The sequence below is a fragment of the Archangium primigenium genome (assembly GCF_016904885.1).
Classification (GTDB): Bacteria; Myxococcota; Myxococcia; order Myxococcales; family Myxococcaceae; genus Cystobacter; species Cystobacter primigenius.
The window spans coordinates 618,697-633,404 of record NZ_JADWYI010000001.1 but is presented as its reverse complement, the minus strand read 5'-3'; the positions used below and the strand labels follow the sequence as shown (position 1 = coordinate 633,404).

The following is a 14,708-nucleotide window of genomic DNA, read 5'->3' as shown; positions in this document are numbered from 1 at the left end:
CCGCCTCGGCCCCACGTCGGGTGGCCGGGTAGACTGCCGTCCATGAAGGACCAGCCGTTCACGGACATCTCCACGGCCGCCACGCCCCGGCGCGAGCGGCCCGAGCCCTCGCGACCCACGCCCTGCCTCACCATCGTCTCCCACCCCTCGCCGATGCGGGCCGGAGAGCGGCTCGTGCTGGGGGCGCTGCTCTCGGTGGGCTCGGTGGCGGTGTCCCGGGTGGGGCCGGACTTCGTGCCGCCGGGGGCCACGCTGGGCCTGCCGCTCGCGGACACCTTCTTGAGCCGCAAGCCCCTGGTGTTCGAGGGCGTGGGGGAAGGCCGGGTGCGACTGCGCGTGGAGCCGGGCGGCACCCAGGTGTGGGTGGAGGACGCGCCGCTCACGGGCAGCCGGGAGTTCGGCCCCGAGGAGCTGGCGGTGGGGGTGTCGCTGGTGCTCGCCGAGCGGGTGGTGCTGCTGCTGCACCTGACGCCCGCGAGCGACGGGGCGGGCGCGGACGACCTGGGCATGGTGGGCCATGGCGCGGGCATGCGCCGGGTGCGCGAGGACGTGGTGCGGGTGGCGGACCTGAAGGTGCCCGTGCTGGTGCGGGGCGAGACGGGCTCGGGCAAGGAGCTGGTGGCGCGGGCCATCCATCAACGCAGCCCCCGGCGCCAGGGGCCCTTCGTGAGCGTGAACCTGGGCGCCATTCCCAAGGAGCTCGCCGCCGCGGAGCTGTTCGGCGCGCGCCGGGGCGCGTACACGGGCGCCACCCAGGAGCGCGAGGGCTTCTTCCGCGCCGCGCACGGCGGCACGCTCTTCCTGGACGAGGTGGGCGAGGCGCCCCCCGAGGTCCAGGTCATGCTGCTGCGGGTGCTGGAGACGAGCGAGGTGTACCCGGTGGGCGGGCACTCGCCGGTGGCCGTGGACGTGCGCCTCATCACCGCCACGGACGCGGACCTGGAGGAGCGCATCCGCCAGGGCGTGTTCAAGGCGCCGCTGTTGCACCGGCTGGCCGGGTACGAGGTGCAGGTGCCGCCCCTGCGCGAGCGCCGCGAGGACATTGGCCTGCTCTTCCAGCACTTCGCCCGGCAGGAGGCCGAGGCGCTCGGGGACGGCCACCGGCTGGAGTCACGCTCCTCGGCGGCCGAGCCCTGGCTGCCCTCGGCGCTGGCGGTGCGGCTGGTGCGCTTCGGCTGGCCTGGCAACGTGCGGCAGCTGCGCAACCTGGCGCGCCAGCTCGTCATCGGCAGCCGGGGGCAGGGGGCGCTCAAGGCCACGCCGCGCCTGGAGCGGGAGCTGGACGCGGGCCTCGTCTCCGGCGAGGCCGAGGCGCCGAGCGGCCGGGAGTCCGCGAGGGAGTCCTCCCGGGAGCCCGAGCGCGCCGCCGCGCCCGAGCCCGAGCCGCGCCGCAAGCCCTCGGAGGTGACGGACACCGAGCTGGTCGAGGCCCTGCGCGCCAGCGGGTGGGACCTCAAGGCCGCCGCCCTGCGCCTGGGCATCACCCGGCCCTCGCTCTACGTGCTCATCGACAAGAGCACGAGCCTGCGCACCGCGGGCGACCTCACCGTGGAGGAGATCTCCCGGTGCTTCCACGAGTGCGCGGGCAACCTGGACGAGATGACGCGCCGGCTGGAGGTGTCCCGGCGCGGCCTGCAGCGGCGCGTGCGGGAGCTGGGGTTGGACCTGCGCTGAGCGTTGACACGCCATTGACATGTCAGGGCACGTCAATGGCGTGGGTTCTTGGACACGCCGTCCATGGCGCACGGCGTCGTGGGTTGCTATGGCGGGGGGTCAGAAAGGCAGACATCCATGGCAAATCAAACCGTCACCATTGGCCCGAGCGACATCACCTACAACCCCGACCCGCCGGTGGTCCGCCCGGGCGACACGGTGGACTTCGTGCTCGATGGCCGCACGGACAAGGTGTGTGTCGTCTTCACCGACGGGACGCCCTTCTCGCGCTCCTCGTTCGACCTCGACGGCAGCTCGCCGCTCAGCAACTCGCAGGATCCGATGGTGACGAGCACGGTGACCACCCGGCGCTACTACTTCCAGGCGCGGCCGGAGGGGGGGTGCACGCCTCCCCATCACGACCCCGAGCCGCCGGGGACGCTCGGGGGTGGCCTGGACGTCACCACGGAGTTCTGAGCCGGTTCAACGGGCGCTGAGCCGGGTACCGTCCTCCGCCGTGAGGTGGGGGTTGTGCGCGAGGGCCTGCTCCAGCGCCTCGCGCGCCTCGCGCCGCCCCGCCTCCCGCTCGGCCGGGGAGGTGGAGGGCAGCTCGGCCCGGGCCCGCAGCAGCCCGGCCCGCGCGGCCCGCGCCCGGGCCCAGGTGGGCCGCGCGGCCAGGGCCCCCTCGAGCTGGCGCAGCCCCTCGTCGAGCACGGGGCGCGCGTCGTCTCCCCGGCTCGTGCGCCACGCGGCCCACTCGCCCTGGTGGAGCGCCGCGGCCAGGCGGTACTCGGGCCACTCGGGGTCGGCCTCCAGGGCGCGCGCGAAGGCCCGCGCGGCGCGCTCGAAGTCGGCCTCCTGGGCCCGGCCCCCGTGCGCGAGCCAACGGGCCCGCACGGACTCCACCTCGCCCTGGTAGCGCAGCGCGTAGCCCATGCCGGGGCGCAGCGCGAGCGCCGCGTCCAGGGCGCGCGTGGCCCGCTCCAGCTCGGCGGAAGGGTCTTCCCCCCGCCGCAGCGCCCAGAGCGCCAGGGTGTGGTGCACCTTGGCGGGGTTCGCCTGGAGCTGGGCCTGTTTGGGCAGGCGCGCGAGGGCCTGGGCATAGGCGTCCAGGGCGGCCCGGGCGCTGGGCGTGGGATCCTCGCCGCGCCGCAGGAGCAGGAGCGCGCGCTGGGCGTGCCACTCGCCCAGGTTGTTGTCCGCGAAGCCCTGCTGGGGCGCGAGCGCGCGGGCCTTCTCGAAGCAGGCGCGGGCCTCGTCGAGCGCGGCGCCCGGCTCCCCTCCCGCCTCCCACGCCAGCTCCGCCTTCCACAGGAGCGCGCCGCCCAGGGTGTTGGGGAACTGGGGCAGCTTGCCGTTGAGCGCCTGGCCCTGGCGGTACAGGGCCAGGGCCCGCTCCAGCTCCGCGTCCGGGACGCCGCCGCGGTTGAGGCTCCGGCGCGCGCGCCACTCGTGCACCTGGCCGCCGTAGTAGACGGCCACCACGTGGGCCGGATCCAGGCGCCGGGCCCGCGCGAAGGTCCGCTCGGCCTCGTCCAGGTCCCCGTCCGCGTCCGGCGCGTGGGGGCTCGTGGCGCGCTGGTACAGCACGGTGCCCAGGTTGAGCCACGCGTCCACGAGCCCGGGGTCCAGCGCGATGGCGGCCCGGTAGGCGTCGAGCGCCCCCCGCCGCGCGGCGAGGGCATCGCCTCCGCGCTGCTCCTCGGCGTCGGCGGAGATCTTCAGCAGGTGGCCGAGCTCCGTGTGGAAGCCGTAGTCGCGGTCCACCGGGGCCACGCGCTCGAAGGCCTCGCGCGCCGCGCGCAGGGACTCGGCGGGGTTCTCGCCGTGCTCCTGGCGGTAGCGCGCCTCCAGGCGCAGGTCGCGCGCGAGCTCGCGCCAGGCCAGCGAGTGCGCCGGGGCGAGGGCGAGCACGGCGCGCGCCTCGACGGCGGCCTGTTGGGCGAGCGGCAGCACGTCGCCGCCCTGTTGCAGCAGGGCCTCGCCCATGCGGCGGTGCAGCCGCGCGCGCACCAGCCGCGCCGTGGGGTGCTCGGGGGAGGCGGTGAGGGCCCGGGTGATGGCCTCGAGCCCCCGGGTGTAGGGCGTGCGCACGTCGCCCGGGCCGTAGAGCTCCAGCACGAGCGCGCCCAGCTCCAGCGTGCCCAGGGCGGTGGGCACCGCGGGGTCGCTCTCGCCGATGGTGGCCGCGGCGGTGTAGGCGGCGCGGGCGGCCTCCAGGTCCGCGAGCGCCTCGGCGCGCCGCCCGGCGTTGCGGTGGGTCCAGGCCCGGGCCTGGAGCACGTCGCCGCGCAGCAGGGGCACCTCGTGGAGCCAGGAGGGCACGGGGCCCAGCGCGTCCAGCTGGGCCAGGGCGCGCGTGTGGTCCCCCTCGTAGAAGGCCAGGAGCGCCGCGCCATGGCCGGACAAGGACACCCCGGCGCCCCCGCTCTGGCGCAGGTAGCCGAGGGCCGGGTCGCGGTAGCGCCGCTCCAGCTCGCGCCGGCGGGCCTCGCGCTGCACGGGATCCTTCACCCACTCCACCTCGGGCAGCCCCTGCTGGTAGAGCTGGCCGAGCGCGAGCGCGAGCGCGTGGGCGGCGCGGGGCTCCTGGTAGCCCTCGCGCCACGCGGCCTCGAGCCGCTCGAGGGCCCCGGAGGGGTCTCCCAGGGCGAGCAGGGCGCGGCCGAGCGCGTACTGGCCCGGGGCCCGCGCGGCGCCGCCCTGCTCGTGGATGTCCGCCTCCAGGGCGCGCATGTCCTCGCGCAGGGCGCGCTGGTCCGGGCGGATGTCGTGCAGGGGGGCCAGGGCGGAGTAGCGGGCCTGGGCCTCCAGGCGCTCCACGCGCTCGGTGAACTGGCGGGCGAGGCGCTCGCGGGTGGCCACCTGGTGGCGCGTGAGCGCGGCCTGGCCGAGCGCGAGCCCCAGGCCCACGGCGGCGGTGGTGCCCAGGGCCACGAGCCCCCGGTGCTTCTTGAGCCGCTTGCGCAGCCGGTAGCCGGGCCCCGCGCGGCGCGCGCGCACGGGCTCGCCGGACAGGTAGCGCTCCAGGTCCTCGCCCAGGGCGCGCGCCGAGTCGTAGCGGGCCGAGCGGTCCTTCTCCAGGCACTTGAGGACGATGGCCTCCACGTCCACGGGGATGTCCGGGTGGGACACGCGCAGGGCGGGGGCCTCCTGGGTCTGGATGACGGTGAGCAGCTCCAGGGCGTTGTGGCCCAGGAAGGGCGGGGTGCCGGCGAGCACGTGGTGCAGGGTGGCGCCCAGGCTGTAGACGTCCACGCGCCGGTCCAGTCGGCCCACCTCGCCCCGGGCCTGCTCGGGCGCCATGTAGTGGGGCGTGCCGAGCACGTCGCCCGAGGCGGTGTGCTCCTCGTGCCAGTCGCGCGCCAGGCCGAAGTCCATGATGTAGGGCTTGAGCGTGCCGTCCTCGCGCCGCTCCACGAGGATGTTGGAGGGCTTGAGGTCGCGGTGGATGAGGCCCGCGTGGTGGGCGGCGTGCACGCCCTCGGCCACGTCCCGCATGACGGAGAGCTTCTGCTCCAGCGTCAGCTCCCGGGCGAGCTGCCCGAGGTGGCGCCCCTCCACGTAGCGCATGGCGATGAAGGCCCGGCCGTGGATCTCCCCCACTTCGTACAGCTCGCACACCCGCTCGTGGCGCACCCGGGCCTGGGCGCGCGCCTCGGACAGGAAGCGCTGGGCGAGCTGCGGGTCGCCATCGCGCACGAACTTGAGGGCCACGTTGCGGCGCAGGCGCGGGTCATACGCGAGGAACACCTGGCCCATGCCGCCCTGGCCGAGGAAGCGCACGGGCTGGTAGCGCTCCCAGCCGGGCAGGGGGAAGGCGGGCTCGGCGGACGGCGGGGGCGGCGGCGCGCCGGGGCGCTGGGTGGCGGGGGCCTCGAAGGGCGAGGCCCGGCCGCGCAGGGACAGGAGGCTGTCCGGGGAGAGCTGGCCCCGCTCGAGCAGCAATTCCAGGGGGCTGCGCTGGAGCCGGAGGGCCTCGGCGCGCAGGGACTCCACCTCGTCGCGCGACACGAGCCCCTCAGCGAGGGCGCAGTGCAGTTCCTCTTCGTACCCGGCACCGGGAGGCGTCTGGAGGCTCACCCGGCCGAGCATAGGAGTCCGTCCGCGTGGACGGAATGGGCACGCGCGGCTCCCTTCCTCAGGGAGGGAGCACGTCCTCCCCGGCGCGCATGCGCGCGATGAGCGCCCGGGCGTCCTGCTCGGTGGCGGCGAAGTGCACCTTGCCGCGCAGGGGGCTCACCTCCGCGCGGGCCATCTCCGAGGCGAGCAGCAGCCCGGCGGCCACGGCCCGGTGCACCAGCCGCGCGTGGAAGTAGACGATGCCGCGCATCCACGTGGGGCTCATGTGATCGTTGAGGTAGCGCTGGGCATCCGGGTCGATCCCCTCGGCCTCGCCCACGTCCACGAGCAGGAAGAAGGGCTCCACGCGGGACACCTCCTCGTAAAGGTGCATCAGCTGGATGGCCTCCTGCTCGTACAGCCGGCCCTGGAAGTCCGCGCGCAGCACGTCCGGAGGCTCGTGGCGGAAGCGGTGCCCTCCAATCCTCCATTCTCGTGTGCGGGGGCTCATGCGCTCGCCATGGCAGCACGGATGCCGCCCGCGAAGAAGCCCTCGCTTGCCCATCTCACGCCTGACGGCACCGGGTCCGCACCCCGACCCTAAATTTCCGTTCTGGCGGGATATTCCGGGTTCAGCCGGTGGACCGCCCGCCCCCGCCGACGCGCAGCCGCGCGATGATTCCCCGGGCCTCCTCCTCGCTGGTGGCGAAGTGGATCCTCCCGGTCAGGGGGCTGGTCTGCGCGCGGGTCATCTCGGAGGCCAGGAGGAAGCCGGCGGACAGGGCCCGGTGGGCCAGCCGCGCGTTGATGTAGATCACGCCCCGGAGCCAGTCGTACTGGATGTGATCGTTGAGGTAGCGCTGCGCATCCGGCTCCAGCCCCGTGGCGGTCCGCATGTCCCCCAGGAGGAAGAAGGGGCCCGTCGCGGTGAAGACCTCCTCGTAGACGCGCAGGAAGTGCACGGCCTGCTGTTCACACAGGCGGCCGTGGTAGCTCGCCCGGAGGAGGTCCGGAGGCTCGAACTGGAAGAGGCTCTCTCCGATCCTCCACTCTCGCGCGAGGGCATTCATGGCCCTCGCATGGCAGCACGGATGGTGCCCGCGCGGAAGCGTCCAGGAGTGGAGCCCGGCGGGCCCGGACGGCCTGGACTGTCACCCAGCACACGAGAGGTGCCGGCAGGGCGCTCCGGTCTTACCTTGGGCCCATGGCCGACTGCCCCTTCGCCTCCTCCCGCGCCGCGGGTGCTCCGTCCCCGGCGTCCTCCGTGGCGCTGGAGCCGGGAGATCCCCTGCTCGCGCTCAACGACACCTTCCGGGACATCTACGCCGAGCGGCGCGACGCGCTGGTGGCGCACGGGGGCCCGGTCATCGCGCAGATCGACGACGTGCTCATCCTGCGCCACGGCGCGCGGCGCGAGGAGGGCCCCGCGCGCACCCGCCGCTACCACGAGCTCAAGGCCATCAACCACCTGCCGCTCGCGGTGTACGTCCTGCTGGAGGACGCGCGCGGCGAACTGGAGGCCCGCCGGCGCGAGCGGTTGGAGTCCCTGCGGGGCCCGCTCACCCGGGTGCTGGACGGGCTGGAGGCGCGGGGCTTCCCTCCCGAGGCGCTCGCCCGGCAGCGGCGGCTGCTCGGGAGCACGCGGGCGCTCGTCGAGCGGGTGCTGGCCGCGGGCCGGGTGGAGCCGGGCGTGCTGTCCGCCCGTACGCGGGAGTGGGTGCCGGACCTGATGCGCAACGCGGAGGACGCGGCGCGCGATCAAATCGAGACCATGCACGCCACGGTGGAGGGCTGGACGCGCACGATGACGGCACACGAGCGCGAGCAATTGCGCGCGGTGGTGGCGGTGGCGCACATGTCGCGGCCGGGCAACGTGGCCCTGCAGTACTTCTCCGTCACGCTCGGCGAGACGTGGGAGGGCCGCTTCGACCAGGAGGACCTGCAGCCCGGCAAGCGGGTGCTGGCATCGGAGACGGGCTTCGACGAGGCGCAGGCCTTCGCGCTGTTGGGCATGCACGCGCTGGACACGCGGGTGGGCCAGCGCTTCTTCGGCGAGGAGATGCGCCTGGAGCGCGACGTGCTGGCGGACGCGGCGGAGCGGATCCTCACGGAGATGTTCGGCGAGCGGCCCGAGCCGCCCGGCGAGCAGGTGGAGGAGCGGGCCGAGCACTGAGCTATGGTGGGCGGAGCGCCGTCTTCCTCCTGTCCCACCGAGGCCCGCCCATGTCCCAGACGCCGAATGTCCCGAAGGTCCCCGTCGAGCCGCCCGAGCTGGAGGCCCTGCGGCAGCGCCTGCTGACGACGCTGTCCCAGGAGGCGGAGAGCGCCACCGGCACGGCCAGGCCCCTGCTGACCAAGATGCACGAGTTGCTCGTCGCCTCCCGGCCCGGCGAGCCCTTCAACCCGGACCTCTACGAGGGCGTCAAGGCGGCGATCGTGGACTTCATGAAGGCGCCGGTGTTCCCGCCGCCCACCGTCATCGCCGAGTGCGTGGCGTTCATGCAGGAGCGCCAGGCGGTGTTCCTGTCCGCCCTGCACGGGGCGCCCTAGCGGCTCGCCTGGAGCGCGGGCCCCGGCGGGTACCGCGTCACGTCATGGCCTGGGGGAGGGGGGGCTGCCCGTGAAGTCGGGTCCCGGGCTAGGCTCGGCGGCCTCTCCCGCACCGGGTCCCTCACATGCGTTCCGAGCTGTCCCTGCCGAGCTTCCTGCGCGTCTACGCGCTGCCCGCCCTCTGGCTCTTCGCCCTGCCGCTCTTCGGGCTGTGGTTTGGCGGCCACGCCATGGACCGGTTCGATGCGCGGCTGCTCGCCGCCGTGGAGGAGCAGTACACCCAGGACGCGGCGCTCACCGAGAGCGAGCGCGAGGCGGCCCTGGCCTTCTTCCGCGCGGTGCCGGCCTCGGCGGCGTGTCTGAGTGACTCCGAGGACCTGGCCCCGTTCCGCCAGGGCCTGGGCGAGGGGTGCTCGGACGTGGAGCAGTTCCAGGGCATGCGGCTCGTGGCGCTCGGGGCCATTGGGCTGGGCCTGGCCTCGGCGGTGCTGGCGCTGCTGTGCGCGCTGGCGGCGTTCGTCTCGCGGCCCCTGGAGTACGCGGGCTTCATGGTGGGCTGGAACGTGCTCCGGGTGACGGGGGCCGTCCAGGCGGTGGCCCAGGGCGGGCTGGCCGTGTGGCTGTCCTATTGGATGACGGCGGTGTGGTTCCAGCGCTACGTGCCCAAGCTCATCATCATCGTGGGCGTGCTGGCGGCCATGGCGGTGTTCAAGCTCTTGCAGGCCATCTTCCGCCGCCCGGCCATGGACTTCGAGGTGGAGGCCGAGGCGCTGGAGGAGGCGCGGGCGCCGGAGCTGTGGGCGCACGTGCGGGGCCTGTGCGCGCGGCTGGGCACGCCGCCGCCGGACCACATCCTGGCGGGCATCGACACGAACTTCTTCGTCACCGAGGGCGAGGTGCGGGTGGGCGAGCGCGTGCTCACGGGGCGCACGCTGTTCGTGAGCCTGTCGCTGTTGCGCCTGCTCGGGAAGTCCGAGGCGGACGCGGTGCTCGCGCACGAGATGGGGCACCTGCTCGGGGGAGACACGGGACACAGCAAGCGCCTGGCGCCGATGCTGGCGCGCTTCGGGCAGTACCTGCACGCGCTGCGCGAAGGCCTGGTGACGCTGCCCATCTTCCACTTCATGCTGGCCTACCGGGGCCTGTTCGAGCTGGCGCTCAGCCGGGGCCAGCGCGCGGCCGAGTTCGCCGCGGACAAGCTCGCCGCGGGGCTCACGTCGGGCCAGGACATCGCGCGCTCGCTGATGAAGGTGGGCGCGTACGCGAACTTCCGGGGCCGGGTGGAGTCCTCGCTCTTCGAGGGCAACGAGCAGCACCAGCAGGTGGCGATCGCCGAGCGCGTGGCGCTGGGCTTCGCGGAGTACGCGGGCTCGCAGACGGTGCACGAGGACCTGTATGGCTCGGTGACGCCGCACCCGTTCGACTCGCACCCGAAGCTCGCCGCGCGCCTGGAGAACGTGGGGGAGAAGCTGGAGCCGGACGAGGTGGTGAAGGTGCTGCTCACGCCGGGGACGGACTCGTGGGTGAGCGCGATCCTGGACGCGGAGGCGATCGAGGCGCGGCTGTGGGGGGTGTACGAGTCCCGCTTCTCCGAGGCGCATGACTTGATGCGGGCCTACCGCTACGTGCCGTCCACGCCCGAGGAGCGCGAGCACGTGGAGAAGCACTTCCCGCCGCTGACGTTCGAGGCCAAGGAGCCGGGAGGCCCCGAGGCGCGGCTGGACTTCGCGGGCGTGAGCTACAGCGAGTGGGAGGAGCCGGTGCCGTTCGAGCAGGTGAAGTCGGTGAGCACGGACGAGCGCCTGTTCAAGAAGTACCTGGACATCGTGCTCAAGGACGCGGGCCTGTTCGGCGGCAAGCGCTCCATCTGCCTGAGCAAGATGGCGGACGGGGACGCGCTGGTGAACGCCTACGCGCAGTACCTCAGTCGCCACCGGACCATGGAAGCCCATCAGGCCCAGGCCCAGCAGGCGGCTTGAACCCGGTAGTTCACGATCACGACTGCGGGGCCGGAGGGTCGAGGCCCCGCAGTTGCTCAGCGGCCATCTGTCGATACCGAGGAACGAGCTCAACGGCGAGCACGGCCCGCAACTGCTGACGCGCGCCTTCGAGGTCTCCCTCGTCCCGGAGACTCGTCATCCGGTACATCGCGTGCAGGAACCGGCTCTGGGCCTCCCGGAAGCGAGAGACAATGACATCCATGAGGGCCTCGGCTCCTTCCCGGCTCTTCAAGGCCTCTTCCGTCTCGGCGTCGGTGATGGCCGCCGTTGGGGCGGTGCGACGCAGAAGGGCACGCACGTCCTCGGTGAGTTCCAGTGAGTGTCCTCGCTGAATGCGCAGCGAGAGCGTGGCGAGCTGTTGCCGATCGTGCAGGTCCGGATGGAGCCGTCCGGTCGCGAGGACCTCGGCGAGTTTCGTCAGGTCGTCGAGCAGGCGCCTGGCCTGCTGTCGGTAGAAGGGGACGTGCTCCACCGCGAGGAGGTCACGGAGGACGTGTTGCGCCTCGCTCAGGCTGCCTTTCTCCTGAAGTTCCTCGACCTGGTCCTCGGCCTCGCTCAGGCGGTTCGCTCCCTCCCGGATGCGTTGGCGAATCTCCCCGAGAAGGCTGGTCGCCGTGGGCACACTCCGCAGGGCGTCTTCCGCGTCCTGAGTGTCGAGGGCCACCTCCTGGGCGCTCTGGATCAACAAGGCCCGGGTCTCGACTGAAAGCTCCAGCGGCTCGCCCTGCGTCAGTACCCGCTGCGCCAGCGCTCGGATGCGGTCCCAATTGACTTCGTCGGACATGGTGCCTCCCTTCAGTATCGACATTACCCAGATGTGTCCGATGCGTCACTTCCAGGCATTTATTTTAACGCTGTCGGTTGCGAGGATGAACTTGCGTTGATTCAATGACTTGCATGATTCTTCAGGCAAGGCCGCCTGATCAGTGGGGAGGAACATGAACGCCCAAACAGCTCTTAAGCACACTGTATCGTTCACTGCGTTGCTCGGTGCAGGCTTGGCCGCACTGGGATGTGGTGCGCCTGAAGATGTGCTCGAAAGATCGGCGCAAGACGATAGCCCGCCGACGGCAGCGCAATCTCTGACTTACCCCTTCGTGGAGTATCGCAGCGGAGTCAGCGCCTTTTTCTGTCTTGACGTAAGGATGGGCACTCCAGTCTCGGAGACTCCAGTTCATATCTGGGCCTGCAACAGCACGTATGCTCAGCAATGGGCATACAATCCCAACACGCAGGAGCTTCGAAGCGCCCTGAACGTCAATCTCTGTCTCGACGTCCAGGGCGGATCAAGTGCGCCAAACACTCCCGTGCAGATTTATTACTGCAATGGCACCGCCGCACAGCGATGGATTAGAAACGACAATGAATTCCGCACCGTGCTTAACCCGAGTTACTGCCTCGATGTTAGGGGGGGAGTGGCGAGCCAGGGGACCATCGTGGAGATCTACGCCTGTAACAACTCCGCTTCCCAGCAGTGGCTGTTACAGTAACTGCTGAGTGCGTGGGAGGAACACGGCTGTTTAGGGTCCAAAGAGAGAATGGTCACCGCCTGCCGCTCCTACGGGTTTGTCGCCTTGGTGGCCATCTCCTGAAGCCATGTTGATCAATCGTTGAGTCGAGCCCTCGGTCGGCGGGTGTGGCTTTTCAGTAAAACTGCGTGCCTGATCGCGGGTTTGCAATGTTGAGGATTCCGCTGTCCGATGTGCTCGATCAATGCTCCGCTTGCGTTATCGAACTGGCGGAAAATGGGTAAGGTCGATCCTTCAGTCTCGGGATTTGCACATATCACGGGGCCATTCCTGCTGTTCCTCGCAGGGCACAAGCAGTCGTTACAACAGCATTACCGCGATGAAGCATCTTTTTTCGATGACATCTTCTAAGGCAGACTCTCAGGTTGACTCGTGAAGAGTGCATGGAAGAGTGTGGTGTTCGGGGGACGGTGCGGATCCACCCAGAGCGGGACAGGCGTCTGGGTGATGTCCCGCGAAAGCGCGACGACCTTCCACGTCGATTCGATGCTTCGGGTGAGCATGTCCGAGATCGCCCGCATCTCGGAAGGCGGTGGGGAGAAGATTTCTCCTTGGTGGACGGCGTAGAGCGTGGAAACCGGGGCCAGGATGCTCACGCAGCCCACGACCGCCCAATCCGACAGAGAAGCATTGCCCTCCCGCGGGTAGACGGCACATCGCCAGCAAGCATCCACGGTGGCGGTCGCGTCCCCCACGATGAATCCTGGCAGGTCGTTCTTGAGCACGTCGAGGAAGGCGTGCCATCGATCCAGACGCGCGAGTTCCTGTCGCCATCGTTCCTGGAGCCGTTGATATTCCGGACAGGTCTCCGGGTGCAGGGAGGCCTCCAGGCTCGAGGGCCAATACGTGCGTGCGACGGCGAGCAATTCCTCGGTGGAAGGTTTCACGGCTCGAATCCCAGTCGGGTGCGCGGAATGCCCGCATCGCACCTCAAGGTCACTCGGGAGCCCATGACTCTTTCATTGAGGAGACGCGCCAGCTCGGCCTTGAAGTTCATGCAGGCCAGCGCGGAGGGAACAGAAGGAGGCGATGGTCTGACGACGCGATCCGAAGCCTCATGAATACACGTCGCGGCGAAATCGGAGGCGTCCCACGAGGAGATCAGCCCTTGGGCTCGGGTGCGCACGGGCATTCCAATGCCCACCAGGCAGACGTGAGAGTCATGGGTCGTCATGTTCTGGAACAAGGCCTCCACACATGCTGCCTGCCATCCACCAAGTTCGTCTCCAGTCCGAGCGATGACCGTCCTGAATTGAACCTGCGTCCCCATGCATCCCGATGCAATCAGGAGTGCGGTGACGCTCGCGAATCGGGCATGGCGCGTACCTCTCGTTCGTGTCCGCATCGTAGGCGACCCCCCCTTGGGTTCAACCGCTGCCCTGATGCTCCGCCTGGTGGATCGTCGGGGTCACTCGTACGGCGATGCCTGTGCGCCCCGGATGTTCGTCAGAGGATGATCGTCGACCCGATGCGGCGCGGGCGCGGTGAGTGCTTCCAGTCGGTGCTTCCACCGCAATCGCTCCCATTCCTGGTTCAACCGCTGGCCCTCGCGCTCCGCCTGGGAGATGGCCTCGCCCAGGCGCGTGACGTCATGGGCCGCGTCCGTGCCCGAGGCGAAGACCTTGGAGGCCTGGTGCAGCAGATCGCACAGGCGGTGCACGTCCGCGCGCGAGGTCTCCAGGGCCTCCTGGAGGCGCCGCCGGGCCTGCTCCAGCAGGGGCCCGCCCACCTCCCGCCGCAGCTCCTCGTCCGTGCGCAGCAGTGTGCCCCGGCCCATCAGGCCCGCCACGAGGCCCCCCACCAGCGCCGCGCCCGCCAGCGCCCAGCCGCCCTTCTGGCGCACCGTGCCCACCATCGCCGCCGCCCCCAGCGCCGCCAGGCCCCCCGTGCGCGCCGAGCGCCAGTCGAAGAAGAGCGCCTCCGGCTCCACCAGCCGACCGAAGCGATCCGTCAGGGCCGCGCGGCTGGCGCCCTCCCCGTCGCGCGCCAGCTCCCGCGCCATCCGCCCCTCCAGCCGCGCGCGCAGGGCATGCAGCGAGGGCTCCAGCGCCTCGCCCAGCCGCTCCCGCGCCGCTTCGTTCAGCCGCCGCAGGGACTCGGGCAGTCGCGGGCGCAGCGCGTCCACGCACGCCTCCACCACGCGCGGCAGCTCGGTCTCCACCCGCCGGGCCTCGTCGGCCAGCACCTCGTCCAGGCCCAGGCGCAGCCGCGACAGCGTGCCCGCGCCCAGGGGCACCAGGGGCCGCAGCTCCACGAGCGTCTGGAGGTCCGCGAGCAGCCGGCGCCAGTCCTTCATCGCCGCGTCCAGCCCGGCGAGCTGCCATGCCGCCACCCGCCGCGCCACCGCCTCGCGCAGGGCCTCGATGCCCTCACCACGCGAGGACACCGCGTGCACGCTCAGCCCTGGAACGGACGGGAGGCCCCGGGGCCAGCGGGGTGCTTCTCCCTCGGTGGGTGGGGCAAGGGCCTCCCGGTGCACGAGCACCAGCTGGAGCGCCCCGCCGGGAAAGGCCTCGGGCAACTGCCGCAGCCAGGCCCGCTCCTCCTCGGAGGGGGGCGTCTCGGCGGACAGCACGAGCAGGCAGTGCTCGGCCAGCGTGGCGAGCGACAGGTCCGGGCCCAGGTCCCCCGTGAGCGAAGCCTGCTCCTCGTAGCGGGCCACGCCCACTTCCAACCAGCGCCAGGGCACGTCCTCGCCGAGCGCCTGGCGCACGGCGGCCGTGTCCGCGGGGCCCTCCCCCGCCAGGGCCACCACGGGCCGCGCGAGCCGCTCGAGCGCGGACGGGGAGGACTCCAGGGCGCGGGCGAAGGGCACCCGCGCGAACAGCTCCCGCCGCTCGGCGAGCAGGCCCCGGACGAGCCGGGCCCGCTCGATGATGTGCTCCGCGTGCGTGGTCATCCGGGGACGGGGAGC

At 71.7% G+C, this 14,708-nt stretch carries 13 protein-coding genes; 6 read left to right on the top strand and 7 right to left on the bottom strand.

All coding sequences use genetic code 11. The features are described from left to right. The first annotated feature begins 42 nt into the window (after positions 1–42). A complete protein-coding gene (locus tag I3V78_RS02650; RefSeq protein WP_204484741.1) occupies positions 43–1,674 on the top strand; it encodes a sigma 54-interacting transcriptional regulator in 1,632 nt (543 codons plus the stop codon). A gap of 117 nt (positions 1,675–1,791) precedes the next feature. Beyond that, complete coding sequence (locus I3V78_RS02645) at positions 1,792–2,130, top strand: hypothetical protein (RefSeq protein WP_204484740.1); 339 nt, start codon at positions 1,792–1,794, stop codon at positions 2,128–2,130. Positions 2,131–2,136: 6 nt separating this feature from the next. On the opposite strand, the gene I3V78_RS02640 is transcribed toward I3V78_RS02645, so the two are convergent. The 3 genes from I3V78_RS02640 to I3V78_RS02630 all read right to left on the bottom strand — a co-directional run bounded on the left by I3V78_RS02640 (position 2,137) and on the right by I3V78_RS02630 (position 6,785). Continuing rightward, positions 2,137–5,748: a serine/threonine-protein kinase gene (locus I3V78_RS02640; protein ID WP_204484739.1), complete on the bottom strand. Its 3,612-nt coding sequence runs from the start codon at positions 5,746–5,748 to the stop codon at positions 2,137–2,139. A 46-nt stretch (positions 5,749–5,794) separates the two neighbouring features. Then, positions 5,795–6,226, bottom strand: coding sequence for a hypothetical protein (locus I3V78_RS02635; RefSeq protein WP_204484738.1), 432 nt, complete (start codon positions 6,224–6,226; stop codon positions 5,795–5,797). 121 nt (positions 6,227–6,347) lie between these two features. Then, positions 6,348–6,785: a hypothetical protein gene (locus tag I3V78_RS02630; protein ID WP_204484737.1), complete on the bottom strand. Its 438-nt coding sequence runs from the start codon at positions 6,783–6,785 to the stop codon at positions 6,348–6,350. A 134-nt stretch (positions 6,786–6,919) separates the two neighbouring features. Here I3V78_RS02630 and I3V78_RS02625 point away from each other — a divergent pair, with 134 nt between their 5' ends. From I3V78_RS02625 to I3V78_RS02615, 3 genes are all read left to right on the top strand, one after another. After that, on the top strand, positions 6,920–7,888 hold the full coding sequence (locus I3V78_RS02625; RefSeq protein WP_239576264.1) for a hypothetical protein: 969 nt from the start codon (positions 6,920–6,922) through the stop codon (positions 7,886–7,888). A 50-nt stretch (positions 7,889–7,938) separates the two neighbouring features. Beyond that, a complete protein-coding gene (locus tag I3V78_RS02620; RefSeq protein ID WP_204484736.1) occupies positions 7,939–8,265 on the top strand; it encodes a hypothetical protein in 327 nt (108 codons plus the stop codon). Positions 8,266–8,390: 125 nt separating this feature from the next. Beyond that, positions 8,391–10,244 carry a M48 family metallopeptidase gene (locus tag I3V78_RS02615; protein ID WP_204484735.1) on the top strand — a complete coding sequence of 618 codons (1,854 nt, stop codon included), beginning with the start codon at positions 8,391–8,393 and terminating at the stop codon, positions 10,242–10,244. Positions 10,245–10,260: 16 nt separating this feature from the next. Here the strand turns inward: I3V78_RS02615 and I3V78_RS02610 are convergent, their stop codons facing one another. Continuing rightward, positions 10,261–11,049 (bottom strand): DUSAM domain-containing protein, encoded by a 789-nt coding sequence (locus I3V78_RS02610; protein ID WP_204484734.1) that lies wholly within the window; start codon positions 11,047–11,049, stop codon positions 10,261–10,263. A gap of 154 nt (positions 11,050–11,203) precedes the next feature. On the opposite strand from I3V78_RS02610, the gene I3V78_RS39800 reads away from it, so the two are divergent. Next, the gene (locus I3V78_RS39800) at positions 11,204–11,755 is read left to right on the top strand and encodes a ricin-type beta-trefoil lectin domain protein (RefSeq protein WP_204484733.1); all 552 of its coding nucleotides are present in this window, start codon (positions 11,204–11,206) and stop codon (positions 11,753–11,755) included. A gap of 386 nt (positions 11,756–12,141) precedes the next feature. Here I3V78_RS39800 and I3V78_RS02600 read toward each other — a convergent pair whose 3' ends face one another. The 3 genes from I3V78_RS02600 to I3V78_RS02590 all read right to left on the bottom strand — a co-directional run bounded on the left by I3V78_RS02600 (position 12,142) and on the right by I3V78_RS02590 (position 14,693). Further along, positions 12,142–12,681, bottom strand: a complete 540-nt coding sequence (locus tag I3V78_RS02600) for a hypothetical protein (protein WP_204496961.1) — start codon at positions 12,679–12,681, stop codon at positions 12,142–12,144. Further along, the gene (locus I3V78_RS02595; protein ID WP_204484732.1) at positions 12,678–12,968 is read right to left on the bottom strand and encodes a hypothetical protein; all 291 of its coding nucleotides are present in this window, start codon (positions 12,966–12,968) and stop codon (positions 12,678–12,680) included. The genes I3V78_RS02600 and I3V78_RS02595 overlap by 4 nt, the downstream gene beginning before the upstream one ends. Before the next feature lie 234 nt (positions 12,969–13,202). Next, positions 13,203–14,693 (bottom strand): hypothetical protein, encoded by a 1,491-nt coding sequence (locus I3V78_RS02590; RefSeq protein WP_204484731.1) that lies wholly within the window; start codon positions 14,691–14,693, stop codon positions 13,203–13,205. Between the last annotated feature and the right edge of the window lie 15 nt (positions 14,694–14,708).